Annotated in this window: 18 protein-coding genes; 6 read left to right on the top strand and 12 right to left on the bottom strand. The window is 71.5% G+C overall.

Annotated elements, in window-relative coordinates:
• Positions 1-92 precede the first annotated feature (92 nt).
• From AN215_RS16055 to AN215_RS16025, 7 genes are all read right to left on the bottom strand, one after another.
• Positions 93-752 (bottom strand): hypothetical protein, encoded by a 660-nt coding sequence (locus tag AN215_RS16055; protein ID WP_070013667.1) that lies wholly within the window; start codon positions 750-752, stop codon positions 93-95.
• A gap of 6 nt (positions 753-758) precedes the next feature.
• Positions 759-1631, bottom strand: coding sequence for a carbohydrate ABC transporter permease (locus tag AN215_RS16050; protein ID WP_070013666.1), 873 nt, complete (start codon positions 1629-1631; stop codon positions 759-761).
• The gene (locus AN215_RS16045) at positions 1631-2638 is read right to left on the bottom strand and encodes a carbohydrate ABC transporter permease (RefSeq protein ID WP_079123102.1); all 1008 of its coding nucleotides are present in this window, start codon (positions 2636-2638) and stop codon (positions 1631-1633) included. The genes AN215_RS16050 and AN215_RS16045 overlap by 1 nt, the downstream gene beginning before the upstream one ends.
• A complete protein-coding gene (locus AN215_RS16040; RefSeq protein WP_070013665.1) occupies positions 2638-3921 on the bottom strand; it encodes an ABC transporter substrate-binding protein in 1284 nt (427 codons plus the stop codon). The genes AN215_RS16045 and AN215_RS16040 overlap by 1 nt, the downstream gene beginning before the upstream one ends.
• Positions 3922-4013: 92 nt before the next feature.
• Complete coding sequence (locus tag AN215_RS16035) at positions 4014-4775, bottom strand: cupin domain-containing protein (protein WP_070013664.1); 762 nt, start codon at positions 4773-4775, stop codon at positions 4014-4016.
• A 63-nt stretch (positions 4776-4838) separates the two neighbouring features.
• Positions 4839-5774: a DUF6807 domain-containing protein gene (locus AN215_RS16030; protein ID WP_070013663.1), complete on the bottom strand. Its 936-nt coding sequence runs from the start codon at positions 5772-5774 to the stop codon at positions 4839-4841.
• Positions 5771-6898 (bottom strand): Gfo/Idh/MocA family protein, encoded by a 1128-nt coding sequence (locus AN215_RS16025; RefSeq protein WP_070013662.1) that lies wholly within the window; start codon positions 6896-6898, stop codon positions 5771-5773. Before AN215_RS16025 ends, AN215_RS16030 begins: the two co-directional genes overlap by 4 nt.
• Before the next feature lie 300 nt (positions 6899-7198).
• Here AN215_RS16025 and AN215_RS16020 point away from each other — a divergent pair, with 300 nt between their 5' ends.
• Positions 7199-8425 (top strand): LacI family DNA-binding transcriptional regulator, encoded by a 1227-nt coding sequence (locus AN215_RS16020; protein ID WP_070013661.1) that lies wholly within the window; start codon positions 7199-7201, stop codon positions 8423-8425.
• Between the two features lie 145 nt (positions 8426-8570).
• Complete coding sequence (locus tag AN215_RS16015) at positions 8571-9431, top strand: sugar phosphate isomerase/epimerase family protein (RefSeq protein ID WP_070013981.1); 861 nt, start codon at positions 8571-8573, stop codon at positions 9429-9431.
• Positions 9432-9624: 193 nt separating this feature from the next.
• Here the strand turns inward: AN215_RS16015 and AN215_RS16010 are convergent, their stop codons facing one another.
• A complete protein-coding gene (locus tag AN215_RS16010) occupies positions 9625-11034 on the bottom strand; it encodes a S28 family serine protease (protein ID WP_070013660.1) in 1410 nt (469 codons plus the stop codon).
• A gap of 141 nt (positions 11035-11175) precedes the next feature.
• Complete coding sequence (locus tag AN215_RS16005) at positions 11176-12531, bottom strand: flavin monoamine oxidase family protein (protein ID WP_079123101.1); 1356 nt, start codon at positions 12529-12531, stop codon at positions 11176-11178.
• Positions 12532-12720: 189 nt separating this feature from the next.
• On the opposite strand from AN215_RS16005, the gene AN215_RS29865 reads away from it, so the two are divergent.
• Positions 12721-13227: an NUDIX hydrolase gene (locus AN215_RS29865; protein WP_070013659.1), complete on the top strand. Its 507-nt coding sequence runs from the start codon at positions 12721-12723 to the stop codon at positions 13225-13227.
• A gap of 51 nt (positions 13228-13278) precedes the next feature.
• Here AN215_RS29865 and AN215_RS15995 read toward each other — a convergent pair whose 3' ends face one another.
• From AN215_RS15995 to speB, 3 genes are all read right to left on the bottom strand, one after another.
• Positions 13279-16053 (bottom strand): glycosyl hydrolase family 65 domain-containing protein, encoded by a 2775-nt coding sequence (locus tag AN215_RS15995; protein WP_070013658.1) that lies wholly within the window; start codon positions 16051-16053, stop codon positions 13279-13281.
• A gap of 52 nt (positions 16054-16105) precedes the next feature.
• Complete coding sequence (locus tag AN215_RS15990) at positions 16106-19975, bottom strand: ABC transporter ATP-binding protein (RefSeq protein ID WP_171904238.1); 3870 nt, start codon at positions 19973-19975, stop codon at positions 16106-16108.
• A gap of 850 nt (positions 19976-20825) precedes the next feature.
• Positions 20826-21866, bottom strand: coding sequence for an agmatinase (gene speB, locus AN215_RS15985; protein ID WP_079123100.1), 1041 nt, complete (start codon positions 21864-21866; stop codon positions 20826-20828).
• Positions 21867-22029: 163 nt separating this feature from the next.
• On the opposite strand from speB, the gene AN215_RS15980 reads away from it, so the two are divergent.
• The 3 genes from AN215_RS15980 to erm all read left to right on the top strand — a co-directional run bounded on the left by AN215_RS15980 (position 22030) and on the right by erm (position 24169).
• On the top strand, positions 22030-22833 hold the full coding sequence (locus tag AN215_RS15980; RefSeq protein WP_070013657.1) for a phosphatase: 804 nt from the start codon (positions 22030-22032) through the stop codon (positions 22831-22833).
• Positions 22834-22938: 105 nt separating this feature from the next.
• Positions 22939-23070 carry a hypothetical protein gene (locus AN215_RS30665; RefSeq protein ID WP_275521363.1) on the top strand — a complete coding sequence of 44 codons (132 nt, stop codon included), beginning with the start codon at positions 22939-22941 and terminating at the stop codon, positions 23068-23070.
• Between the two features lie 331 nt (positions 23071-23401).
• Complete coding sequence (gene erm, locus AN215_RS15975; RefSeq protein ID WP_070013656.1) at positions 23402-24169, top strand: ErmE/ErmH/ErmO/ErmR family 23S rRNA (adenine(2058)-N(6))-methyltransferase; 768 nt, start codon at positions 23402-23404, stop codon at positions 24167-24169.
• The last annotated feature ends 37 nt before the right edge of the window (positions 24170-24206 follow it).

Raw genomic sequence — 24206 nt, 5'->3', positions numbered from 1 at the left:
TTCAGGTCCGCACAATGGTGGCAACTTGCGCAGCAAGCGCTTTCTAACCGAAAAAGCTTGCCGCTTTCCTGGGGGGCACCACAAGGGGGCGCCTATCGGGACATCCAGGGCGGGCGTGCTTCCGGACCGCCCGGCTCACTCTGCCCACCGCTCTGCTCCCACCGCAGCTCGACGGCGGTCAGGGCCAGAGCGAGCGGTCCGGGCAGCAGGAGGAGCACCGGCGGCAGGGCCCACGCGCACACGCCCGCGGTGCACAGGGCCAGCACGATCAGACCGCTGCCGGGGAGGTCCCGCACGGTGCGGGCGGCTCCGGCCCGCACGGCAGGGATCCAACCGCCCGGGCCCGCGTACGGGGGCAGCGCGCACGCGCGCAGGCCGGTCACCGCCGCCGCTGCCGCCACCACCGCCAGGATCAGCGCGAAGGGCTCCGCACCGGGCAGGCCCACGGTGGCGAGAGAGGCGTCGGCGGCCACCAGGACGGCGAACAGGAGCGCTGCCGCCCCCGCAGCCCATTCGCCGGGGCGGGCCAGCCGCCTGCGCAGCGCCGCGTAGTAGCGTCCGGCCGTGCACGGTTCGTCGTACAGGCGGCGGCGCCTGAGCAGCGTGCACGCGGTGGACAGCGCGGCCGGGAACGTGACCGCCGGCAGAGCGGCGACGGACACCGCGAGTCCGACGGCGAGGATGTCGGCGAAGAGCTCGAAGCGCGCCCCGAACAGGTCGCCGCGTTCCCGCTGTGTCCGCGAAGTGCTCATCGCCGGTCAGCCTTTCAGTCCGGAGTTGGCCATGCCTTCGACGAGCAGCCGCTGGAAGGCCAGGAAGAACAGCACGATGGGCAGCAGCGCGAAGACCGACATCGCGAACATCGGCCCGTACGCGGACTGGCTGGAGGTGTCCACGAAGGTGCGCAGCGCCAGTGTGAGTGTGTACTTGTCCGGCTCGAAGAGGTAGATCAGCTGGGTGAAGAAGTCGTTCCAGGTCCAGATGAAGGTGAAGATCGCGGTGGTGATCAGCGCCGGCCTGGTCAGCGGAAGAACGACACGGGCGAAGATGCGGAACGGGCCGCAGCCGTCGATCTTGGCTGCTTCGTCCAGCTCGCGCGGCAGCCCGCGCATGAACTGGACGATGAGGAAGACGAAGAAGGCGTCGGTGGCCAGGAACTTCGGCAGCACCATCGGCCAGAACGTGTTCACCATCCCGAGCTGGTTGAAGACGATGTACTGCGGAATCAGCACAGCGTGATGCGGCAGCATGATCGTGGCGATCATGAACGCGAACAGCGGCCCCCGCATGGTGAAGCGGAGCCGGGCGAAGGCGTAGGCGGCGAGCGAGCAGCTGAGCACGTTGCCGAGCACGGCACCGAGGGAGATCGTCAGCGAGTTGCCGAACAGCTGGAGCAGCGTGACGCCTTCGATGCCCTCGGCCGCCGTTCCGTAGTTCTCGGTGGCCAGCCGGGAGGGCAACAGGGCGAGGCTGGCGAGCACTTCGTCCGCCGGCTTGAAGGACGTGGCGACCAGCCAGGCCAACGGGTAGAGCAGCACGGCGAGTACGGCGAGCGCGCCGATGTGGAGTGCGATGTGCGACCGGTCGGCCCGGCGGCGGCCGTGGTGACTGCTCAGGACGGTGACGGACATCAGCCGCCCTCCTCGTTCGCGTAGAAGACCCAGGACTTGGACGTACGGAACAGCACCGCCGTGACGATGCCGATGGCCAGCAGCAGCATCCACGCCATCGCCGAGGCGTAGCCCATGTGTGAGGAGGTGAAGCCCCGTTCGTAGAGGTAGAGGGTGTAGAAGAGCGTGGAGTCGGCCGGTCCGCCGCGCCCCGAACTGATGGCGAAGGCGGGCGTGAAGACCTGGAAGGCCTGGATGGTCTGCAGCACCAGGTTGAAGAAGAGCACCGGGGAGAGCATCGGCAGGGTGATCGAGGCGAACTTCCGCCATGGGCCTGCCCCGTCCACGGCGGCCGCCTCGTACATCTCCTGCGGGATCTGCTGGAGCCCGGCGAGGAAGATGACCATGGGCGCCCCGAACTGCCAGACGGTCAGCAGCGCGACGCTCAGCAGCGCCCAGCCGGGCTGGTTCACCCAGCCGCCGATGTGGACGCCGACGCCGGAGAGCAGATTGTCGACCGTGCCGCCGTCGTTGAATATCGCCCGCCAGACCAGCGCGATGCTCATGGACGCGCCGAGCAGCGAGGGTGCGTAGAAGGCCGACCGGTAGAAGGACCTGCCGCGCCGCATCGACTTCAGGGCGAGGGCGGCCGCGAGGGCGAGCGCCAGCTGCAGGGGCACGGCGATGAACACGTACAGCAGGGTGTTCCCGACGGAGCGGTAAAGGCGCGCGTCCTCGGTGAACATCTGCGTGTAGTTGCGCAGGCCGACCCATGAGGGCGGGTCGAAGAGGTTGTAGTCGGTGAAGGACAGGTAGAGCGAGACGGCCATGGGCAGGAGGGTGAGCACTGTCGCGCCCAGCACCCACGGGGAGAGGAACACCCAGGCGGCGCCCTGCCGTTCGCGTACGGGCGGGCGGCCCTGCCCGTACGGGCGGCGCCCGCCGGTGCCGCCCGCACGCTGCGCCCCTGACGGGGCAGCCTCGGAGGCCGGGGCCGAAGTGGCCCGGGCGGTGGATGTGTTCGCCATCACGGCCTCAGCTCCGCTCGTGCCTCGGTGAGGAAGTTCTCGGCCGCCTCGCGCGGTGTCAGCTTCTCGAAGGAGACCTGGTCGTAGTCGCGTTGGAAGGTCGACTGCAGTCCGTTGTCGCCCCGGGGCGGCGCCGCCGGCGGGGGATCGAGCTTGCCCCGCAGGGATGTCTGCAGCCTCGCCACCTGCTTCTGGAAGCCCGTCACGGAGGAGAGCACCCGGCTGCGCTGCCTGCTGTTCACCGGGGTGCCGCGGTCGACGCCGAGGATGTCGGCGGCCTTGTCGGAGTTGAGCAGAAAGTCGATGAACTGCGCCGCCTCACGGGGGTGTTCACTTCCGGCCGAGATGCCGAGCAGCATCGACGGCTTGTAGTACTGACCGAACGTGCCGTCCTCGCCCGTCGGCGTCGGGGCGATGGCGAGCCGGTCGCCGTACATCGCCTCGTAACCGGCGGAGGGCGCGTCCCAGTTGAACTCCGCGACGGACAGCTTGCGCCCCATCGGCGTGTCCTCCACCGATCCGGACATCTGCGTGGTGTCGGTGGCGGGGCTGACCAGCCCCTCCTTGCGGAGCTTGGAGGTGAAGGTCCACCAGCGCGCCAGATCCCCGGCGCTGAAGGCGACCTGGCCGTCCTTGCCGTAGAGCTGCTTTCCCCGGCCGCGCAGCCAGATCTCGAACTGGTCCTCCGCCGCTCCGGGGTCCGTCATGGCGTACGTGCCGCGGTGCTCCTTCACCTGGCGCAGCGCCTTCACCCAGTCCTGCCAACTCCAGCCGGCCTGGGGCTGAATCACCCCGGCCGCACGCCATGCCGCCTTGTCGTAGGCGACGGTCTGGGTGCCGACGCCCATCGGCAGTGCGTACTGGCGGCCACCGACCTGGCCGGTCTTCAGCAGCTTCGGATCCATCTCGCCGGTGGGGAGGGCCTTGCGCTGCTCGGCGAGGTCGAGCATCACACCCGAGCCCGCGTACTGGCTGATCTGCCGGTAGTCGAGCTGGATCAGGTCGGGTACGTCGTCGCCCGCGGCCTGGGTGGCGAGCTTCTGCTTGTAGGAGTCGTAGGTGGAGTAGGAGGTCTGGACGTCGATGCCCGGGTGGGCGCGTTCGAATGCTGCGACGGCCTTCTCGGTGCGTGCGGCGCGGTCGGTGTTGCCCCACCAGGTGAAGCGGAGGGTGACCTTGCCGTCGGCGGTGGCGGAGGCTCCGCCACCGCACCCGGTGAGCGTCGCGCACAGGGCGATCGCGACGGCTGCCGCGCAGGACGCCCTTGTCCTGGGTCGGGGCATGGAGGGTGACCTTTCCGTGCTGCTTTCGGTACGCCGGTGACGCCGGCGCCGGGCACCGGCCGGAGCTGTCCCGCGCCGGCGCCCGGCGAGGACTATTCGCCGTGATACGGGAGCGTGGTGCCCGGCAGTTCGTACTCGTCGCGGCGTCCGCACATCCCGTAGCCGCCGCGGCGCGTGGGCTCCGCCGAACGGGCACGGGCGGCCGCCAGATGGGACGGGTCGCCGTCCGCCAGCGCGGCGAGATGCCGGCCGGTGCGTTCCGCGGCGGCGAGCGCGCCGTCCCGCCAACGCGGCTGCCAGGCGGCCAGTCTGGGGGCGACGAGGCGTGCGGCCGCCCGGTGGAAGGCGTGCAATGGCTCCGCGTCGCCGTCCTTCAGCGCGTCTCTCAGCCGCAGATAGCCCTCGACCGCGAGGTCGCGCCGCTCGCGCGCCGCACGGTCCGCCTCGGGGCCCTCCTTGGCGGGCAGCCCCGACGCGGCGGCGTACGCCTCGGGGTCGGCCAGCACCTCGGGCGGAAAGGTGAACACCGCGTCGCCGGCCTCCGGCAGGCCGCTGTTCTGCATGAGCACCGTCACCCGCAGACCGCCGCCGCTGCCGTCCTCTTCCCGCCCGCGGGTCATCCGGTGCACCGTCCCCGGCGTGAACCAGGCGATGACACCCGGCTCCAGCGGCGTCTCGGTGAAACCGTCCTCGACGGTCAGCGTCTGGACCGAGCCCTCGCCTGCCGTGACGACGTACGCCTCGGTGCAGGCCAGGTGGATGTGCGGGCTGCCGCCGCAGACGCCGTCGGCGGCCTCCCAGTCGTAGGCGCTGATGTGCGACAGGCCGATCCCGCCCGGCAGTTGAGCGTCCACGTGCTCTCTCCTTCGAACTCGGCGTTCAGGGTCCGGACCGCCGGGCGGGTCTCTCCCGGCCGGTCACCACGGGGTCGCCTTCAGCCGCCGCTCGATACCGTCCGCGTCCAGGGCGCCGTCCGCGACCAGCACGCGGTAGCCGTACGCGAAGGAGTCGCCCGGCGGCAGCGCGAACTCCTCAAAGAATGCCCAGGAGAAGGCGACTGTCGGCACGGGCTCGGAGCGCACGAACCAGTGGGACGCGTGCACCGACTCCGCGTTGCCCGGCGCGTGCGCGAAGACGAGGGTCGAGTGGGCGTCCGTGCCGTCGTGTTCCCCGACGAAGCCGATCCAGGGGTGGTCCTCGGCGGACCGGCCCATCATTTCCTCGTCGGTGCTCGGCCCGGCCGGTGAGAGCACCTGGCCGCCGGTGAAGTCGCGCGGCCCGCGCCAGTGCAGTCCCGTGTAGCCGGCCATCTCACGGCCGTGCGTCGTCGGCGAGCCGAAGTGCAGTGGTTCGCCGCGGATGTTGGTCAGCTCGATGGACCAGTCGACCGCGTAGGTGCCGCTGTGCTCGTCGGCCGAGTGGAGCGCCACGGAGCGCCGCTCGTGCGCCCACTCCTCGCCGCCGTTCTCGACCCAGGTGAGCAGTTCGGTGAAGTCCAGCCTGTCGCCCGCCACTTCGAAGGAGTCGAAGCCGTCGTGCCGCATGGAGCCGACGCGGTCGTGGAGAGGCAGGTAACCCTCGCCGTGCACATAGGAGTTGCCGCCCCAGAAGTTCTGTCCCGACAAGTGGCTTGCGGTCATCTGCAGGCCCTTGTGCCAGCGGTGGTCGTTGGGCCGGTAGCCGGAGACCGGGCTGCCGGCGAGCGTCCGCAGCGGATGCACGTACGGCTTGCGGGACTCGAAGGCCACCGGGTCCGGGGCGTAGACGTACGCCATCAGCTCGGTGCCTGCCGCGGTGACGGTGACGCGTTCGCCGTGCGTGTGCGTGACGGTGAGGGGAGTGGGGGCGTTCAACGCTGCTCCTTCGGTGCCCAGTCGGGGTGATTGCCGTGCATGGCGCGGTAGAAGGGGTCCTGCGCCGCGATCTCACCCTGGTGTACGGGAGCCCCCGTGAACGCCGACTTGTAGAGCGCGGCGAGGAATTCGAGAGTGCGGCGGGCGTCGCGGCCGCTGCCCGGGGGCCGTTCGCCCTTCTCCATGGCGTCGAGGAAGCCGTCGAGCTGGGCTTTGTGCGAGCTGGGCACGTCGGCCGCGGGAGTGTGCCAGTGCGATGTGCGTTCCTGCTGCTCGCGTGCGTGCGGGGCGGGGGTGTAGGCCCAGTCGTCGTTGCCGTACCCGTACAGGTGCGTCAACTCCACTGTGGCGTCGGTGCAGTCGATGCGTATGCGGCTGACCTCGTCCGGGCTCAGCACGCTGTTGACGACGGTGGCCATGGCTCCGCTCTCGAACCGGACGAGGGCCGTCGAGACGTCCTCGCTCTCCACGTCGTGCACGAGCCGCCCCGCCATGGCACGGATCTCGCTCCACTCACCCAGCAGATGCAGCAGCAGATCCATCTGGTGGATGCCGTGACCCATGGTCGGTCCGCCGCCCTCGGTCTCCCAGCGGCCGCGCCACGGAACGGAGTAGTAGCCGGCGTCCCGGTGCCAGGTGGTCTGGCAGTGCGCGACGAGCGGCGTTCCCAGCTCGCCGGCGCGCAGGAGTTCGCGGGCGTGCAGGGCGCCGGAGCCGTAGCGGTGCTGGAAGACGACGGACGCGTACGGGCCGCCGGTGCCGTCCCCCTCCGCCTCCGCGATGGTGTCGTACTCGGCGAGCGAGAGGCACAGCGGCTTCTCGCACAGCACCCACGCCCCGGCACGCAGCGAGGCGACGGCCTGCTCGGCATGGAAGGCCGGCGGCGTCCCGATCAGGACGAGGTCGGGCTCCTCCGCGGCCAGCATCTCCGTCAGCCCGGGGTAGCCGCTCACCCCGTCCCCGGCCTCGCCGAGGAAGTCCGCGAGGCGGCCCTCGTCGACGTCGACTGCGCCGACGAGCCGTACACGGCCTGACTGCTCACGCAGCGCCGGCAGATGGCTTCCGCTGACGATTCCGCCGGTTCCGACGACGGCGGCACGCAGGGGAGTTCGCTCTGAGGGCATACAGCAGGGGCTCCATCCACCAATAGAAAGCGCTTGCTGAACGGGCACACTAGAGGTGCTTGATAGGACGGGACAAGACCCGTGCACTCCTCAGCCGGAGTCTCCCGTTCCGAAAAAGACCGGGGAGCCGGTTGCGCACACAAGAGAACACGCGGGGTGAGAACATGGGCGCGCCCGGGCACCGCTGGGGAGGGCTGTGACCGTGTGCGCTGCACTTCTGCGCTCCTGCACCACCGGACGGGCGTCCGGATGCGGCGATCGCCCAAGGCAATTCGAGAACTGTGGACAACGGAGGACTGGATGGCAGTGACTCTGGCCGACGTGGCGACGCGAGCAGGGGTCTCGGCAGCGACCGTCTCGCGCGTACTGAGCGGCAATTACCCGGTCGCGGGCGCCACCCGTACACGGGTGATGCGTGCGGTCGAGGAGCTCCAGTACGTCGTCAACGGCCCGGCCAGCGCCCTCGCCGCAGCCACCTCCGATCTGGTCGGCGTCCTCGTCAACGACATCGCCGACCCGTTCTTCGGCATCATCGCCAGCGCGGTGCAGGGCGAGATGGGCACCGGCGTCCAGGGTGGCAGCGGCGGCCAGAAGCTCGCCGTCGTGTGCAACACCGGCGGCTCCACCGAGAGCGAACTGACCTACCTCACGCACCTTCAGCGCCAGCGCGCGGCCGCCGTCGTCCTGACGGGCAGCGGCGTGGAGGACGAGAAACACGGTGCCGCACTCGCCACCCGGCTGCGCCGCCTCGCGGCGGGGGGCACGCGCATCGTGCTGTGCGGGCGGCCTCCGCTCGCGCCGCCCGGGCAGAAGGAGGGGCAGGAGTCCCAGGAGGCCCGGGAGCGGGGGCAGGACCACGGACAGGGGCAGGGGCAGGAGCAGGACCCGGAGCGGGCTCACGGCCGGGAAGCGGCTCGGACGCCGCCGGACGAGGGAGAGCCGGCTCCGGCCCCCGGGGACGGCATAGTCACGATCGCCTTCGACAACCGCGGCGGCAGCCGCCGCCTCACCGAGCATCTGCTCTCCCTCGGCCACCGCAGCATCGGCTATGTGACCGGTCCGGCCGACCGCACCACCACACGGGACCGCCTGGAGGGCCACCGGCTCGCCCTCCGGGCCGGTGCGCCCGAACTCCTCGCCCAGGCCGAGCAGTTCACCGTCCACGGAGGGGCCTACGACCGCTCCTCCGGCTACGACGGCGCTCTCGAACTGCTGCGCCGCGTCCCGGACCTGACCGCCGTGCTCGCCGCGAACGACACCGTCGCGCTCGGCATCTGCGCCGCACTGCGCGACCAGGGCCTGCGCATCCCCGAGGACGTCTCCGTGGCGGGCTTCGACGACCTGCCCTTCAGCGCGGACGCCTCACCGACGCTCACCACCGTCCGCATCCCCCTGCACGACGCGGGCGCCCGCGCCGGCCGGCTGGCCCTCGGCCGCGAGACGCCGCCCCCCGGCGGGGTCGCGACCGTACGCACCGAGCTGATGGCGCGCGGCTCGACGGCACCCCCGTCGGGACGCCGCGCCTGAGACCCACGGGCACCGCGGCCGGTACGGAATCGGCACCGGCGGTGTGAGCTGCACGGCCGCCCGCTCACACTGCGGGCGGGGGCACAGACGACCAGTTGACGCCCGGAGCTTGTACGAGCACAGGGGCATCTGATCCGCTGTGCTCATGCGACTCGCCTTCTCCACCCTCGGCATCCCTGGTCTCCCCGTCCCCGAAGCCGTACGTCTCGCCGCCGACTCCGGCTTCGAGGGCCTGGAGCTGCGGGCCCACCCGGAGGAGCCCGTGCATCCGGGGCTGACCCTCGCCGAGCGGGTGGACGTGGTCGAGGAGTTCAAGGCGGCGGGGGTGGAGATCCTCGCCGTCGCGGGATACGCCAAGGTCGCCGCCCCGGGCGACGACGACGCCGTCCTCACGGACGTCCAGGAACTCCTCGAACTGGCACGTGACTTGGGCGCGCCCTTCGTACGGGTCTTCCCCGGCGGCGGCGACAGCAGCCGCGAGGAGAGCGACGCCACGGCCGCCCGCAGGCTGGCCGCCCTCGCGCCCCTCGCCGCCGACCTGGGCGTGCGGCTGCTGCTGGAGACGCACGACTCGCACAGCACCGGTGAGGACGCCGCACGCGTGCTCGCCGCCGTCGGCCATGCCTCGACGGGCGCGCTGTGGGACGTCATGCACACCTGGCGCGCCGGCGAGGAGCCCGGCACCAGCCAGCGTCTCCTCGCACCGTTCCTCGGCTATGTGCAGGTCAAGGACATCGCCTCCGCCGACGACACCACTCCCCTGCCGCCCGGTGAAGGCGTGCTGCCGCTGCGCGAGGTGGTGAAGCTCCTGACGCACGCGGGCGACACGAAGGACCCCATCGCGGCCGTCGGCACGAGCGGAAGCGCCGGGGGCGCGCACTCGGACCCGTCCCGCGGGTGGCTGTGCTGGGAGTACGAGAAGCGCTGGTATCCGGAGGTGCCGGAGCTGCCCGCGCTGCTTCCGGCCGTACGGGACCATCTGCGGGACCTGATGTCCGGGAACTGACGTCCGGGAACTGAAGCAGACGCCGGGTCCAGGCGGCGGCTCCCGCCGGCAGCACACGCAGCCGACAGCACACGCGAAGGTGCCCGCCCGGGGCGTACATGCCCCGGGCGGGCACCTGACCGCGTCAGGGCTGCGGAGAGCCGGACTCCGTCCGGACGTCAGCCGGTCCGCAGCCGGTCCGCGGCCCCGGGCCTCACGGCCGCAGCATCCGCTCCTGCTCGACGGGACGGTCCAGGTCCCCGTCGTACTTCGTCAGGCGCTTGGGCTGTGCGCCCTTCGCGGGCTCGGCGTCGGCCCACTTCAGAAGCGCGGCAGTCGCAGCCTTCTTGTCCTTCGCGCTCAGCCCGGCGATGTTCGCGCCGTGGTTGGCACCGGGCGCCGTGAAGACGTGCGCGTCCTTCGTGCCCTTGCCGACGCTGAACGGCTCGGCGCTCCACGGGTCGTTCTGCCCGTTGACGAAGAGCATCTGCGAGGCGTGCCCGCGGACCCACTTGTCGATGTCCTTCATCGCCTTGGAGTCGAACTTCATCGGGATGTCCCGGGGCACGTACGTGCGGGGCTTGTTCAGCCCGGGGTACTTGCGTACGTCGTCCAGGAGCGGCGACTCGTAGTCCGGCGAGCCCATCTGCGTACCGGCCTGGAAGTAGTACGGCGTGTACGGCAGCATGCCCTGGTCGGCACCGGCCTCCCAGCCGCCGGTCTCATTGGCCCAGTCCCACAGTTCCTGGGTCTTGGCCTTCTCGGAGGGCACCTTGTCGCATGCCTCCTCTTCCAGCTGGTACTGCCAGAAGCCCCACACCAGGTCCTGCGCGACGAGTTCGAACGCCTTGTCCGCGCTGCCCGCCAGCTTGAAGGTCCAGCCCTCCTCCTTGGCCAGCTTCTTCAGCCGCTTCACCATCTCGCCGCGGCGTTCGAAGATCTCGTGCTGCGTCGCGTTGAGCCGGTCGCGGCACTTGTCGGAGCCGACCTTCTCGAAGAAGTCGTAGTACGCCGAGTCCTCGTCGTTGTTCACGTCGTTGGGCGCGACGTAGGCGACGGTGCCGTCCATGTCCTTCGGGTAGAAGCGGCGGTAGTAGGTCGCCGTCATTCCGCCCTTGCTGCCGCCCGTGGAGATCCAGCGCTCGCCGTAGATCTTGTTCAGCGCCTTGAAGATGCGGTGCTGGTCGCTGGCCGCCTGCCAGATGTCGAGCTTCGACCAGTCGGCCGGGTCGGGCCTGGACGGCGTGAAGAACCGGTACTCCATGGAGACCTGGTTGCCGTCGGTCATCTGCGTCGGCTCGCTGCGCCTGGGCTCCGGGTTCAGGTCGTAACCGGAGGTGAAGAAGATGTTGGGGCGGTCCTCGGCCTTGTGGAGAAGCGAGATCCGCTGCTTGAAGGTCCCCTTTTCCGGGTTCCTGTGGTCCACCGGCTGTTCGTAGTTGAGGAGGAAGAAGCGGTAGCCGTCCACCTTCTTCTCCTCGATGAAGCTCATCCCCTTGATAGCGAGGATGCGGTCCTTGATGTCGGTTCCGGCCGCTGTGGCGGTCCCTGCCGACGCTCCGCCGGCGCTCGCGGTGCCTATCAGCACCGCCAGCGACAGCGTCCATCTGAGCGTTCTTCGCATGCGCTCTCCCCTGGATCCGTCAAAGGTCGGAGTGAACCTACCGGGAGGGATGCGGCACCGCTAGATATTCCTCCCAGGTGTGACGCTCGACCCAGGGCCGGGGCGTCACCGGGGCCGGTCCGGCGCTGTGTCGCGTGCCGGTCAACGGTGCATCCGGCGCAGCGCGTTCATGGCGGAGCCGACGATCCGGTCGTCGGACACGAGCGCCAGGTCGCGGGCCGCCCGGCCGCCGTTGAATCCGAGGAGCACGGGCCTGCCGAAGGCCTTCCGGCCGTTGACCCACCAGGACCACCGGCCCGGGGCGTCCCGGTCGAACCACTCGATGACGTCGGCGTCCGGGTCCCAGAAGACGTACGGGAACTCCAGCCACAGCTTGTCGAGCAGGCCCGACCCGAGGGCCTCGACCGCCTGTTGCTTCTCCCGCGGCAGCGGCGGATCGAACGAGATCCTCTCGGCCTTGAGCACCCCGATCGGGACGGTGATCACCGCGTGGTCGGCCGTCACCTCGCCGCCGTCGCGCAGGGCGAGGGTGACACCGTCGGAGCGGTGTCGCACCGCGGTCACCACGGTCCCGTCGCGCACGGGGAGTTCGCCGCGTACGTGATCGGTCAGGCGGGCGTAGCCGTCGGGCAGCAGCAGGTCCGGGCCACGCAGATCCCGCCCCTCGCGCTCGGCGGTCACCGCGAGCCGGTCCGGGTCGGCGGCGTACTCCTGGGTGTAGTGGACGGCCGCGGCGTACCGCAGTGCGGCCGAGGGCTGCTCGGGGAAGACCGCGGACACGGGGGTCGTGTCGGGCTCTTCGACGTCGCCGAGTTTCCGCCGGTGCAGGGCGAGTTCGGCCATGGCCCGGGCATCCCGCCCGGCGACGCTGCCGTAGTCGAACGCAGTGCCGCTGCCGCCGCTTCGCCGCAGCACGCGCGTCATCACATTGCCCTTGGAGCCGTGTATCCAGGAGGCACCCATCTCGGCGGGCACGCCGGCGATCCGCTCCGTCCATATCCGGCCGCCCACGCGGTCGCGGGCCTCCAGGACCGTCACCTCGAAACCCGCGTCGGCCAGGGCGCGCGCACAGCCCAAGCCGGCGAACCCGGCGCCCACCACGGCGACGTGCCGCCCCGCCCGTCCGCCGCGGGCGATCTCCTTCGCGGCCCGTCGCCCGCTCTCCAGCGCACCGTGGGTGGTGGCCGGGGCTCCGGACGAGGTGGCTTCGCCGGCGAAGTGCAGCCTTCCGGCCACGGGCGCCGCGAGCAGCTTCCGCGCCCTCACACCGAGAGGGCTGGGCGCGAGGAAGGAGTAGGAGCCCAGTGCGAACGGGTCGGCCGACCAGGACGTACGGAGGAAGGACACCGGTTCGGGCAGCGCACCGGACCGCCGCAGCGACGCCGGAGTGGCTGCCCCGCCGCTCCGGCCGCTCCCGGCCAGTCCGCCGGCGACCGCCGCGGAGAAGCCCGCTGCCAGCAGGTGTCTCCGCATCGTCCCGCGTGGTCTTCCGGTCATCGTGCCCCCGCCCCTTCCGGCCGCCGGTCTCGCGCCCGGTCCAGACGGCAGACTCTAGAGCGTGTCCGCGAAGCGGCGTCGTCCTCCCCCTGGGCGGGAGCGCAGGGGCACTCCCCCTCGCTGCGCCGGGGCCCCGCCCGGACGGAATCCGGGGGAGGAACTGTACGGATACGCCCTAGGCTGCCTCGCATGACCGACTACCGGCAGCATCAGCCCGCGCCGCTTGCCACCGGGCCGCGCAACATGGCTCTGCTCTCCTTCCACGACGCGCGGGAGCAGCCCGAGGACGCCAGGTTCGAGGACGCGCCCATGGGTTACGCGCTGGTGGTGCTCTGGCACGGCGACCGGGTGCTGATGGTCTACGAGCGCGAACGCGAGTGCTGGGAGCTGCCCGGCGGCGGGATCGAACCCGGTGAGTCGCCGAGGGCCGCGGCAGTGCGGGAGTTGTGGGAGGAGACCGGTCAGCCGCTGGAGGCGGACGCGATGCGGTTCGTGGGTCACACGTGCACGGCGCTCGGCACGTCCGGACGCGTCCTGTACGGCGGGGTGTTCACGGCGCGCACCGACAGGCCGCGTACGTTCGCGCCCAACAGCGAGGTCTCGGCGGTGCACTGGCGCGCTGACGGCGAACCGTTCCCGGGCGGCGGCATGGTGCAGACGGTCGACGAGTACATCGTGGAGCTGTGCAGGGACTGAGCGCCCGGCGGCGGGCACGGCCGCGCGAGGTCCGCGCGGCCGTGCGGGGGGTCAGTCCGTCACCCTCAACTCCTCGATGCCCGTGGGCTTCCCGGCGTCCGCGGAGGTGACCGAGACCCGTACGTAGCGGTACGGCTTTCCGTGTTCGTCCGGCTTGCCGTCGTCCGCCTCGCGCCAGTGCCGTCCGTCGGCCGACACCTCCGTCCGGTGGCTCGCGGGCTTCCCGCCGTCCCACTCCGGCTCGATGCTGCCGCCCTTCACGCTGCGGGCGAGGCGTACCGTCAGCGAGCCCTTCTTGCCGTCCGGCGTCCATGCCGTGGCCGCGTTGCCGTCGACGGCGGCGTCCGCGTACATGCCGGACTCCTCCGAGGAGGCGTCCGCGTCGCGGCAGCGGGCGAGGTTCGGCGTCGGGTCCTGGTCGGGGCGGCGGGTCTTGAGCACCGCCGGGGCCTCCTCGCTGACGGTCTGCTCGCCGTGCGGCGTCCGGACCGTGAAGGGCTCACCGCCGGTGAGGCGGACGGTGGTGCGGTGCGCGCCGAGTTCGATGTCGTACGTACGCCCCTGCCAGCGCTGCCCCTTGAGCGTGACGCCCTCGGAGAGCTGCGGCGGAAGCATCGGGTCGAGCTTCAGTTCTCCCTCGGCCGGCCGCTGCCCGGTCAGGCCGTGGGTGAAGACCTGCAGGAAGCCGCCCTTCCCGGTGACGAAGTCCTGTGCGGGCTGCCCCGCGTGCGGGTCGGCCGCTCCGGCCTTCTCGCCGCGCGCCTCGGAGAAGAGCGCGAAGGGTCCGCGTACGAACGGCTCGATGGAACGCTTGAGGTACGTGTACGTCGAGCAGCCGGGCTCGTCGTTCTGCGCGGCGTCCACGGCGTGCACGGAGTCCGTCATGGCGGGCCCGTCGGGGTCGGTGCGGGCCGCGTAGTGGTCGAGGGTGCGCCGCGCGGTGGCCTTGGACATCGGCCACTGGAGCGGGTATTGGAGCAGCACCGTGTCGGCCTGCTTGATGGTGGAGCCTTCGTAGCCGTCGTACTGCTCGAAGACCTTGTTCTTCTCGTCGAAGGGGATGCGCAGCTTGCCGGCGATCTCCTTCCACCGCGGCGGCGCCTCCTCGCCCAGCAGTTGAGCGGCCCGTGCGGCCTGGCGGAGAGACGTGGCGGCGCCGGCGTTGGTGAAGACGCCGTCGTCGACGCCGTTGCTGTACTCGTCCGGGCCCGCGACGTTCTTGATGGAGTAGCTGCCGTCGCCGTTCTTGTGCACGCGGCTCGCCCAGAACTCGGCGATGCCCTTGAGTACGGGCCAGCCGCGTTCGCGCAGCCACTGCTTGTCGCCGGTGGCGAGGTAGTACTGCCAGTTCGCGAGCGCGATGTCGCTCTGCAGATGGTTCTGCGTGCGGCAGTGCGGCGGGTCCCAGCTGTGGCACTCCTTCCACAGGTCGCCGTCCCTGCCGGTGTTCCAGCCGTAGAAGAGGCCGTCGTAGCCGAGCTTGCTGGCGTTGGCGGCGGCACCCTCGCGTGTGCGGTAGCGGTAGTCGAGCACGGACTTCGCGAGGTCCGGGTGCCCGGAGAGCAGGCCCGGGTACATCCACGTCTCCGCGTCCCAGAAGACGACGCCCGCGTAGTTGTCGCTGGTGAGGCCCGCGGGTGCGATGCTGTCGTCGCCGCCGCGCCTGGTGGCGGCGAGCAGCCCGTACTGGGCGGAACGGAGCCACTTCTGCAGCTCGGGGCGGCCGCCGACCCGGATGTCGCTGCGCCACAGCCGCTTCCACGCGGCCGAGTGCGCCGGGTAGGTGCGCTCCCAGCCGCGGGCTGCGGCCTCGCGGGAGGCGGTCAGTGCGCTGCGCTCGGGGGCGTCCGAGGTGTGCGCGGTGTCCACGCCGACGTACTTGGTGAACTCGTACGTCCTGCCCTCACGCGCCTCGAACGAGACGCCCTGCCTGGCCGTCAGCTTCGATGCGGGTCCAGCCTTGTGTTCACTTGTCGCACGTACTCCGGGGCCAGGGCGCAGAGTCGAGGCGACCGCTCCCCCGACCTTCGTGCCGTGCGTACGGAACGCGACGTCCATGCTCTGCCGGTCCTGCGGCGCTCCCTTTCCGGCGTCGGTGCGGTCGCCGCCGCCGGTCTGCGAGATGCGGCGGGCGCCACGGCCGTCGAGCACGTCGGTGACGCGCGCCTCGCCGCTCCAGTGCGGCCGCATCCGTACGCGGACCGCGCCCGAGTGCTGACGGTTGCGGTCCGCGAGCACCTCGTACGTCAGGTCCGTGGCGCGTCCGTCCTTCGCGGTCCAGGTGAGCGAGGTGCGCACCAGCCCGCGGCGCATGTCGAGGGACTGCTCGTAGTCCGAGACGCGGCCGGCCGGGGTGCCGGAGGAGAAGGTCTCGCCGTCCTGGCCGCCGGTGGCGACGTTCAGGCCGGTCCAGGTGGGGAGTGCGGCCAGGGCCTGCCTGTTCTCGGCGGTCTTCTGGTTGTGCGCGTAGAGACCGGAGACGAATGAGCCGTCGTAGCGCGGCGTGAACAGCGGCCAGCCGGACTTCTCGCCGCCCGCGCTGTAACCCGAGCCGGACGGTGCGATGCGCTGGCCGAGATAGCCGTTGCCGACGTATGCGCGGTAGCTGTCGTCGGGGTCCTTCTCGTGCGAGGTGAGCACCCAGCCGTCGCGCCCGCCGGGCCCGTCGGACGCGGGGGCGGGGGCAACGGCGCCCGGCGGAGCGGTGGTCGAGGCCTGCGGCACTGCTGCCACGAGGGTGCAGGCGAGCAGCGGCAGCGCCAGACGGCGGGAGTCCCACCGCCTGGCACCTCGCGAGGGGGAATGACGACGAGACGGTCCGAGCATGGACCGAACCTAAAGTTGTGAACACATCCAGTCAACAGCCAGCGCTTTTTCGTCAAACTTTTGAATGCGGAGCGCCAGTTGTCGTCCGTACGCCGTCCGGCCGTTCCGTCCCGCCCACGAAGACCCGCCACAACCGCGCGTACCGCCCGTCCCGCGCGAGGAGTTCCTCGTGCGTGCCGTCCTCGACGATCCGCCCGTGGTCCAGGACCACGACCCTGTCGGCGCGCGCGGCCGTGGTGAGCCGGTGCGCCACGACGAGCGTGGTGCGCCGCCCCGACAGCCGGTCCGTCGCCTGGTTCACCAGCGACTCCGTCGCCAGGTCGAGCGCCGCCGTCGCCTCGTCCAGCAGCAGCACGTCCGGGTCGACGAGCTCCGCGCGCGCCAGCGCGATGAGCTGCCGCTGTCCGGCGGAGAGGTTGCGGCCGCGCTCGGACACGGGGTGCAGATAGCCGCCGGTCAGTGTGGCGATCATGTCGTGCGCGCCCACCGCCCTTGCCGCCGCCTCGACTTGGGCGTCGCTCGCGTCGCTGCGCCCGTAGGCGATGGCGTCGCGCACCGTGCCCGGGAAGAGGTACGGCTCCTGCGGTACGACGCCGAGCCGGTGCCGGTACGCGGGCAGGTCGAGCGTCCGCAGGTCCGCACCGTCCACGAGCACGGCGCCCGCCGTCGGGTCGTAGAACCGGGCGACCAGCTTGACGAGGGTGGACTTGCCCGCGCCCGTCTCACCGACGAACGCGACCGTCTGCCCCGCCGGAACCGTCAGGCGGATGCCCGAGAGCGCCTCCTCCTCGTGTGTGCCGCCCTCGGCGGTGGCGTAGCGGAAGTGCACGTCCTCGAAGGTGATCTCACCGCGCAGCGAGTCCACCTCGCGCGGGTCCGCGGGCGCCGGCGTGGTCGTCTTCTCACGCAGAAGCTGCTGGATGCGGCCGAGCGAGACCGACGCCTGCTGGTAGCCGTCGAAGACCTGGGAGAGCTGCTGCACCGGGGAGAAGAACAGCTCGATGTAGAGCAGGTAGGCCACCAGTCCGCCCGCCGTGAGCGTCCCTTCGTCGATCCGTCCGGCGCCGACGACCAGCACCCCGGCCGTGGCCAGCGAGGCGAGCAGCTGCACGAAGGGGAAGTAGACCGAGATCAGCCACTGGCCGCGCACCCGCGCCTGCCGGTAGCCGTCGCTGCGCTCGGCGAAGCGAGCGGTGCCGCGCCGCTCGCGCCGGAACGCCTGCACCATGCGCAGACCCGCGACGGACTCCTGAAGGTCGGCGTTGACGACACTGACGCGCTCACGCGCCAGTTCGTACGCCTTGACGCTGTGGCGGCGGAAGTAGACCGTCCCGACGATCAGGACCGGCAGCGTCGCGAAGACGACCAACGCCAGCTGCACGTCGAGCACGAACAGCGCGATGAGGATGCCGAGGAAGGTGAAGACGGAGACCACGGCCGTGACGAGGCCGGTCTGCAGGAACGTCGACAGCGCGTCCACGTCGGTCGTCATCCGGGTCATGACCGCACCGGCCAAGTGGCGCTCGTAGTAGTCGAGTCCGAGCCGCTGAAGCTGCGCGAAGATCTTCACCCGCAGCGCGTACAGGACCCGTTCGCCGGTACGGCCCGTCAGCCGCATCGCGGCGTACTGCGCCGCCCACTGGCCCGTCACCACGACGAGCGCGAGCGCGGCGGCTGTCCAGACCGCGCCGAGTGCCGCCTTCTGGACGCCGTCGTCGATGCCGTTGCGGATCAGCACGGGCAGCGCCAGCCCGAACGCCGCGTCGAGAGCGGCGAAGAGGAGCGCCACCGCGAGCGCGGCGCCGAAGCCGCGCAGCAGACGGCGCAGCCCGTAGGACTCCTCGGGGCGCTCCGCCCCCTCCTCGTCGACTTCCGGTACGTCCTCGGCAGGCGGCAACGCGGCCACACGGGCCAGGAGTTCGGGGCTGCCGGGCATCGCGGCCAGCTCGGCGGCGAAACCGCCGGGCCGTCCCGCCTGCGCACCGGCGAGGTCGCTGCCCCCCGAGGCGGTGGCGCCCTCGTCCGGCGAGGAGTCCTTCTCGCGCACCCACAGCCCGGGCGTGACGCCAGGCTCCACCGCGGCCGATGTGCCGGCGCCCCTGCCGTCGCCTCTGGCGTGACCCGTGCCGTCGCCGCCGGCGGCCATGGCCAGTCCCGCCGGGTCGCGTTCCACCTCGCCCAGCTCGTCGGGGTCGGTCAGCAGCCGCCGGTAGAGCGAGCAGCGCTCCGTCAGTTCCTCGTGCGTCCCGACGTCGGCAAGGCGCCCGCGGTCGAGTACGGCGATCCGGTCGGCGAGGGCGAGCGTGGACTGCCTGTGCGCGATGAGCAGCGTCGTACGGCCTGCCATCACGCTGCGCAGCGCCTCGTGGATCTCGTACTCGACGTGTGCGTCGACGGCGGACGTCGCGTCGTCCAGGAGCAGCAGCCGCGGATCGGTGAGTACGGCCCGGGCGAGGGCGATGCGCTGACGCTGGCCCCCGGAGAGAGTCAGGCCCTGTTCGCCGACGGTGGTGTCGTAGCCCTCGGGCAGTTCGCGGATGAAGCCGTCGGCCTGTGCGATGCGGGCCGCGGCGGCGATCTGTTCGTCCGTCGCGTCGGGCGAGCCGTAGGCGATGTTCTCGCGGATGGAGTCGGAGAAGAGGAAGCTGTTCTCCGGTACGAGGCCGATCGCGGAGCGGAGCGACCCGATCGTCAGATCGCGCACGTCGTGTCCGCCGACCCGAACGGCACCGCCCGTCACGTCGTAGTAGCGGGGCAGCAGCATGGCCAGGGTGGACTTGCCGCTGCCGCTGGAGCCGACGACGGCGACGGTCTCGCCGGGCTCCACCCGCAGCCGGAAGCCGTCGAGGACCGTGCCGCGCGCGGCGGGCGCAGGGGGGCCGCCGTGAGCGGCGTCGCTGCCGCCGGCGTCCTCGGTGCGGCCGTCCGCCGGCCCGTCCTGGCGTTCGTATCCGAAGCTGACGTCGTCGAACTCGACGGAGGCCTCGGCGTCGGCGGGCAGCTCATGTGCGTCCGGGCGCTCGTGCATCTGCGGCTCGGTGTCGATGAGTTCGTAGACCCGCTCGACGCCGGCGCGCGCCTGCTGCCCGACCGTCAGCATCATCGCGAGCATCCGTACGGGCCCGACGAGCTGCGCGAGATACGTGGAGAACGCGACGAAGGTGCCGAGGGTGATCTCCCCCCGCGTCGCCATCCAGCCGCCCAGCGCCAGCATGCCGACCTGCCCCAGGGACGGCACGCTCTGCAGGGCGGGCGTGTAGCGGGAGTTGAGACGTACGGTGCGCATCCGCGCGGCGAACAGTTCGCGGCTGATGTCGCGGAGCTTCCGCTTCTCCTGCTCCTCCTGCCCGAAGCCCTTCACCACACGCACCCCGGTGACCGCGCCGTCGACGACGGAGGCGACGGCACCGGCCTGCTGCTGCGCATACCAGGTGGCCGGGAAGAGCCGGGTCCGGCTGAGGTTCGCGATCCACCACAGCGCGGGGAAGACGGCGAGTGAGACGAGCGTGAGCATCGGGGAGAGCACGATCATCACGACGAGCGCGACGGCGAAGAGCAGCACGTTCCCGATCATCATCGGCAGCATGAACAGCAGGCTCTGCACCAGCTGCAGGTCGCTCGTACCGCGTCCGACGACCTGCCCGGTCGACAGCTCGTCCTGGCTGCGCCCGTCGAGGCGGATGATCGCCCGGTACATCTCGGTGCGCAGGTCGTGCTGTACGTCGAGCGCGAGCCCCCCGCCGTAGTACCGGCGGGCGTAGGTGAGGACGTAGACGGCCGCTGCGGCGAGCAGCAGCAGCCCGATCCACAGGGCGAGACCGCCGTCGTTCCCGACGACCACGTCGTCGATGATCACCTTGGTGAGCAGCGGCACGAGCGCCATGACGCCCATGCCGGCCAGCGACGCGCCGACCGCCAGCACGACGGCGCGCTTGTAGCGCCAGCAGTAGGCCGTGAGCCGCCTGGCCCAGCCCTGCGGGGGCGGCGGAGGCGGAGCCTGCTGGCCCTCGGGGCCCTTCGGGCCGTCAGGCCCGTCGGGGTCCCCAGGACTCTTCGGGCTGGCAGGGCCCGGCCCAGTCCCCTTGGTCAGCAGGTCCTGGCCGTCCGGCTCGTCCTCGGCCGGTTCCGTCCCCGTGTCCGTTGTCACGTGTCCTTCGCCTCCGTCGCACGCGGGAGATGCCCCGTTGGGGAGATGCCCCTTGGCCGCGCTCAGCGCGCGGGAGATACGAAGGCTCAACGCCCCGGCGCGTGGGATTTCATCCCGGCGCGACGATGCCGGCCGAAGACCCGACTTTCGTCCTAGGCCCGCGGACCAGGAGAAACGGAGGGAGTAGGTCCGCAAACGACAACCGGGGCGGCCGGGAGAGCGGGGGGCTCTCCCGGCCGCCCCGGCGGGGACGTCCATGGAATGCTGACAGGTGGCACCCCCCACAGGGCCAGCGCTGTCGCCGTCATGTGTCGTCCCCATCCCGCGGGACCGCAGTGGGAAGTCTGTCGGGAACTTTCACGCGATGCACATCGAACCAACCAGATTCAGTAACGTTGCGTGTTAAACCACGTTCGCACAGTTACCGCTTACTGTGTGTGAGTGCGATCACACGCACCGCTTCCACCAGCCATGTTCCCCTGACCCGAAATCGTCCGGGCCACCACGGTATGCAAGCAAGCGCATACACACCGTCCCCAATACGGCTGGAAACAGCCCCGTGTGCGTCTCTCGAACCACTTGTCGAACTGGAATGGGCGCGGTTCACCCAGGACACACGCGACCCCTAGCGTCCCGTCCGTCCCTCGGCGATCTGCCGGGCCATGACCGTGGTCAGTTCGTACGCCGTGTGCGAGGCGGCCACCGAAGTGATCTCGGCATGGTCGTAGGCCGGAGCGACCTCCACCAGGTCGGCGGAGACGAGACGGCAGTCCGCGAGGCCCCGGATGATCTCCAGCAGTTCGCGTGAGGTCAGGCCGCCCGCCTCGGGGGTGCCCGTGCCCGGCGCGTGCGCGGGGTCCAGGACGTCGATGTCCACCGAGATGTAGAGCGGCCTGTCGCCGACGCGCTGGCGCAGCTGGTCGGTGACCTCGTCGACTCCGCGGCGCATCACGTCGGCGGAGGTGACGATGCCGAAGCCCATCCTCTCGTCCTCGTCCAGGTCCTTGCGGCCGTAGAGCGGGCCGCGCGTGCCGACGTGCGAGACGGCCGAGGTGTCCAGCAGCCCCTCCTCGAACGCCCGCCGGAACGGGGTGCCGTGGGTGTACGCCGCGCCGAAGTAGGTGTCCCAGGTGTCCAGATGGGCGTCGAAGTGGAGCAGCGCGACGGGGCCGTGCTTCCGTACGACCGAACGCAGCAGCGGAAGGGCGATGGTGTGGTCGCCGCCGAGCGTCATCAGCCGCGCACCGGAGTCGAGCAGGCCGTCGGCGGCCTCCTGCACCGTCTCCACCGCCTCGCCGATGTCGAACGGGTTCGCCGCGATGTCCCCCGCGTCCGCGACCTGCGCGAGCGCGAAGGGCGCGGCCTCCTGCGCCGGGTTGTACGGGCGCAGCAGCCGGGACGCCTCGCGGATCGCGTTGCCCCCGAAGCGCGCGCCGGGACGGTAGGAGACACCCGTGTCGAAGGGGACGCCGACGACCGCGATGTCCGCGGTGCCCCCGGTCTCGTCCAGGCGCGGCAGCCGCGCGAACGTGGCGGGGCCCGCGAAGCGCGGCACGCGCGAGCTGTCCACCGGGCCGAGGGGCTCAGGCCGCGGCGTCCCCTCGGGGTGCGGGGCGGGCCGCGCGGCCGGCTGCTGGTGCTGTCCGTGCTGATCGGCTGTGCTCATGGGCGCGAGGCTAGACGCCCGGAGTGCTCCCTCTCGTTGGACGTAACCGGGACCGCGGGAAGCCGACTTGTCCGCGGCGTACAGGTGTACTCGTGCCGGCAGGGGCATGGCGGGCCGAGGGCACGCCTGCGGCGCCCGGTACCTCAGGGGTGACAATGAGCGCATGCCCATATTCGCTCCCGCCGCCGCACCGGCCAGATCCGAGCTGATCGAGCACCTCGTACGCACCCGTATCGCCGGTGATGTGGCCACCCCCCGCGAGAACAACCTGTCCCACTACCGCAAACTCGCCAACGGCGACCGGCACTACTGGCTCGGTCTCGAACTCGGCGACCGCTGGCGGGACGAGCAGGACGTGCTGGCGGTGATGGCGGAGCGCTGCGGCGTCGTCGACGACCCGGACCACCGCAGCGGCCAGGACACCATCGACCCCGAACTGACGGTGGGCGCCCTGGACCGGGCGGCCGCGGAGCTGCGCAAGGCGGCGGAGGCACGCCTGCGGGTGCTCTTCGCGACGGGGCACCCGGGGGCACTGCTCGACATGCACGGCGCGCTCGCGCAGTCGCTCCACGACGCGGGCTGCGACATCGTCCGCGTACCGCTGGGCACGTACACGGACCAAGGCGTGGTGGTGCAGTTCGGCGGTGTGGCGGTCCACGAGCGTGCCGCGTCGCTGTGGCACACGCACTCCCCCGATCCGATGGCCGCCGTGCTGGACGAGCTGCGGCGTACCGGGCAGGCGCCGCCCGACCTGGTCGTCGCCGACCACGGCTGGGCGGGGTACGCCGGGGAGCAGGGCATCGACACCGTGGGCTTCGCCGACTGCAACGACCCCGCGCTGTTCCTCGGCGAGGCCGAGGACTCCCTCGAGGTGACCGTTCCCCTCGACGACCACGTCGCCGATCCGCGCTTCTACGAGCCCATGACCGCCTACCTGCTGGCGGGGGCGCGGCCCGGTACGGCGTGACCGCCCGGTAACGGGTGACCGCGCCGGCGGGCACGGTCGCGCCGCCGCCCGCCGGGCGGGAAAACCGATTGCTCCGCTCCGCCGCCTCCGCATAGCGTCGTGACCATGTCCGCAGCCACTCAGGCGATCATCAACGGTGCCCACGCCGACGCGTGTGGCACCGGCTGGGCATGGGCCCAGCTCGTCGTACGCCCGCGCGCCCGGCGCCAGGCCCTGGCCATCCGCCAGGACGCCTGAGGCGCACCGGCTTCCGGCTCTCCGGCTCCCGGCTCACACCCGGCGTCTCCTCCGGCCTTCCGTGCCGGCGGTTCCGCCCGTCTGCTGCCGCGCCGCCCGCCGCCGCACGCCCCTGCCCTACGACTGCCTCACGTCTCCACGTCGCGTCCCCGGCATGTGTCCAGGGCCTCCGGTGTCCCCATCGACCGGACAGGCCCGGCGGAGTCATGCCCGCGAACGCGCCGTACGGCTCACCTTCGCGTCGCGCATGCCGCACTCGTCGCACACCCGTGCGCGCGTGCGCCCACCCGCACGTTGCCGCGCCTGTCCTCACACACCAGAGGACCTCGCCGTGGCACGCCGCCGCAAGACGCTCTCCCAGAACTTCCTCCACGACACCGCCGCCGTACGCCGCATCGTCCACGCCGGCGCGCTCCGCCCTGACGCCCTTGTCGTCGAACCCGGCGCCGGACAAGGGGCGTTGACTCGCCACCTGGCCACCGGCGGCCGCCGTGTCATCGCGTACGAGATCGACCCGGGACTCGCCGCGCACCTCTCGCGCCGCCTCGGCGACAGGCCCGGACTGCGCCTGGTACGCGGCGACTTCCTGCGCGCACACGCACCGCGCGAGCCGTTCGCCGTGGTGGGCAACATCCCCTATTCCCGCACCACCGACATCGTGCGCTGGTGCCTCGCCGCGCCGCAGCTGACGTCGGCCACACTGCTCACCCAGCTCGAGTACGCCCGCAAGTTCACCGGCGACCGGGGACGCTGGCCGCTGCTGACCGTGAGCACCTGGCCGGAGTTCGAGTGGCATCTGCTGGGACGGGTCGGCCGCGAGTCGTTCACACCCGTGCCGCGCACCGACTCGGCTGTGCTGCGCATCGAACGCCGTGGCCGGCCCCTTCTGCCGCCGGACCGGCTGCACGCCTACCGAGGCTTCGTCGCGCACGGCTTCACCGGAGTCGGCGGCTCGCTCGCTGCGACGCTGTCGAGGCGGCACCGCACGGGCCGGGTCCGCGCCGCCTTCGCACGTGCTGACGCCGACGCCTCCGCTCCCGTCGGGCTGGTGACCCCGCGCCAGTGGCTCACGCTGTTCGCGGAACTGGGCGATCGCTGAACTCCCGGGCGGCGCACGGCTCGTGCCGTGCGCCGCG

The sequence above is a fragment of the Streptomyces abyssalis genome, assembly GCF_001751365.1.
Classification (GTDB): domain Bacteria; phylum Actinomycetota; class Actinomycetes; order Streptomycetales; family Streptomycetaceae; genus Streptomyces; species Streptomyces abyssalis.
Note: the sequence above shows the minus strand (reverse complement) of the source record. Positions and strands in the feature narration are given on the sequence as shown.

Excerpts from the sequence above, each read along its gene's own strand:
- AN215_RS16055 (WP_070013667.1), bottom strand. The coding sequence starts at position 752 with ATGAGCACTTCGCGGACACAGCGGGAACGCGGCGACCTGTTCGGGGCG.
- AN215_RS16050 (WP_070013666.1), bottom strand. The coding sequence starts at position 1,631 with ATGTCCGTCACCGTCCTGAGCAGTCACCACGGCCGCCGCCGGGCCGAC.
- AN215_RS16045 (WP_079123102.1), bottom strand. The coding sequence starts at position 2,638 with ATGGCGAACACATCCACCGCCCGGGCCACTTCGGCCCCGGCCTCCGAG.
- AN215_RS16040 (WP_070013665.1), bottom strand. The coding sequence starts at position 3,921 with ATGCCCCGACCCAGGACAAGGGCGTCCTGCGCGGCAGCCGTCGCGATC.
- AN215_RS16025 (WP_070013662.1), bottom strand. The coding sequence starts at position 6,898 with ATGCCCTCAGAGCGAACTCCCCTGCGTGCCGCCGTCGTCGGAACCGGC.
- AN215_RS16020 (WP_070013661.1), top strand. The coding sequence starts at position 7,199 with ATGGCAGTGACTCTGGCCGACGTGGCGACGCGAGCAGGGGTCTCGGCA.
- AN215_RS16015 (WP_070013981.1), top strand. The coding sequence starts at position 8,571 with ATGCGACTCGCCTTCTCCACCCTCGGCATCCCTGGTCTCCCCGTCCCC.
- AN215_RS16010 (WP_070013660.1), bottom strand. The coding sequence starts at position 11,034 with ATGCGAAGAACGCTCAGATGGACGCTGTCGCTGGCGGTGCTGATAGGC.
- AN215_RS16005 (WP_079123101.1), bottom strand. The coding sequence starts at position 12,531 with ATGACCGGAAGACCACGCGGGACGATGCGGAGACACCTGCTGGCAGCG.
- AN215_RS29865 (WP_070013659.1), top strand. The coding sequence starts at position 12,721 with ATGACCGACTACCGGCAGCATCAGCCCGCGCCGCTTGCCACCGGGCCG.
- AN215_RS15995 (WP_070013658.1), bottom strand. The coding sequence starts at position 16,053 with ATGCTCGGACCGTCTCGTCGTCATTCCCCCTCGCGAGGTGCCAGGCGG.
- speB (WP_079123100.1), bottom strand. The coding sequence starts at position 21,866 with ATGAGCACAGCCGATCAGCACGGACAGCACCAGCAGCCGGCCGCGCGG.
- AN215_RS15980 (WP_070013657.1), top strand. The coding sequence starts at position 22,030 with ATGCCCATATTCGCTCCCGCCGCCGCACCGGCCAGATCCGAGCTGATC.
- AN215_RS30665 (WP_275521363.1), top strand. The coding sequence starts at position 22,939 with ATGTCCGCAGCCACTCAGGCGATCATCAACGGTGCCCACGCCGACGCG.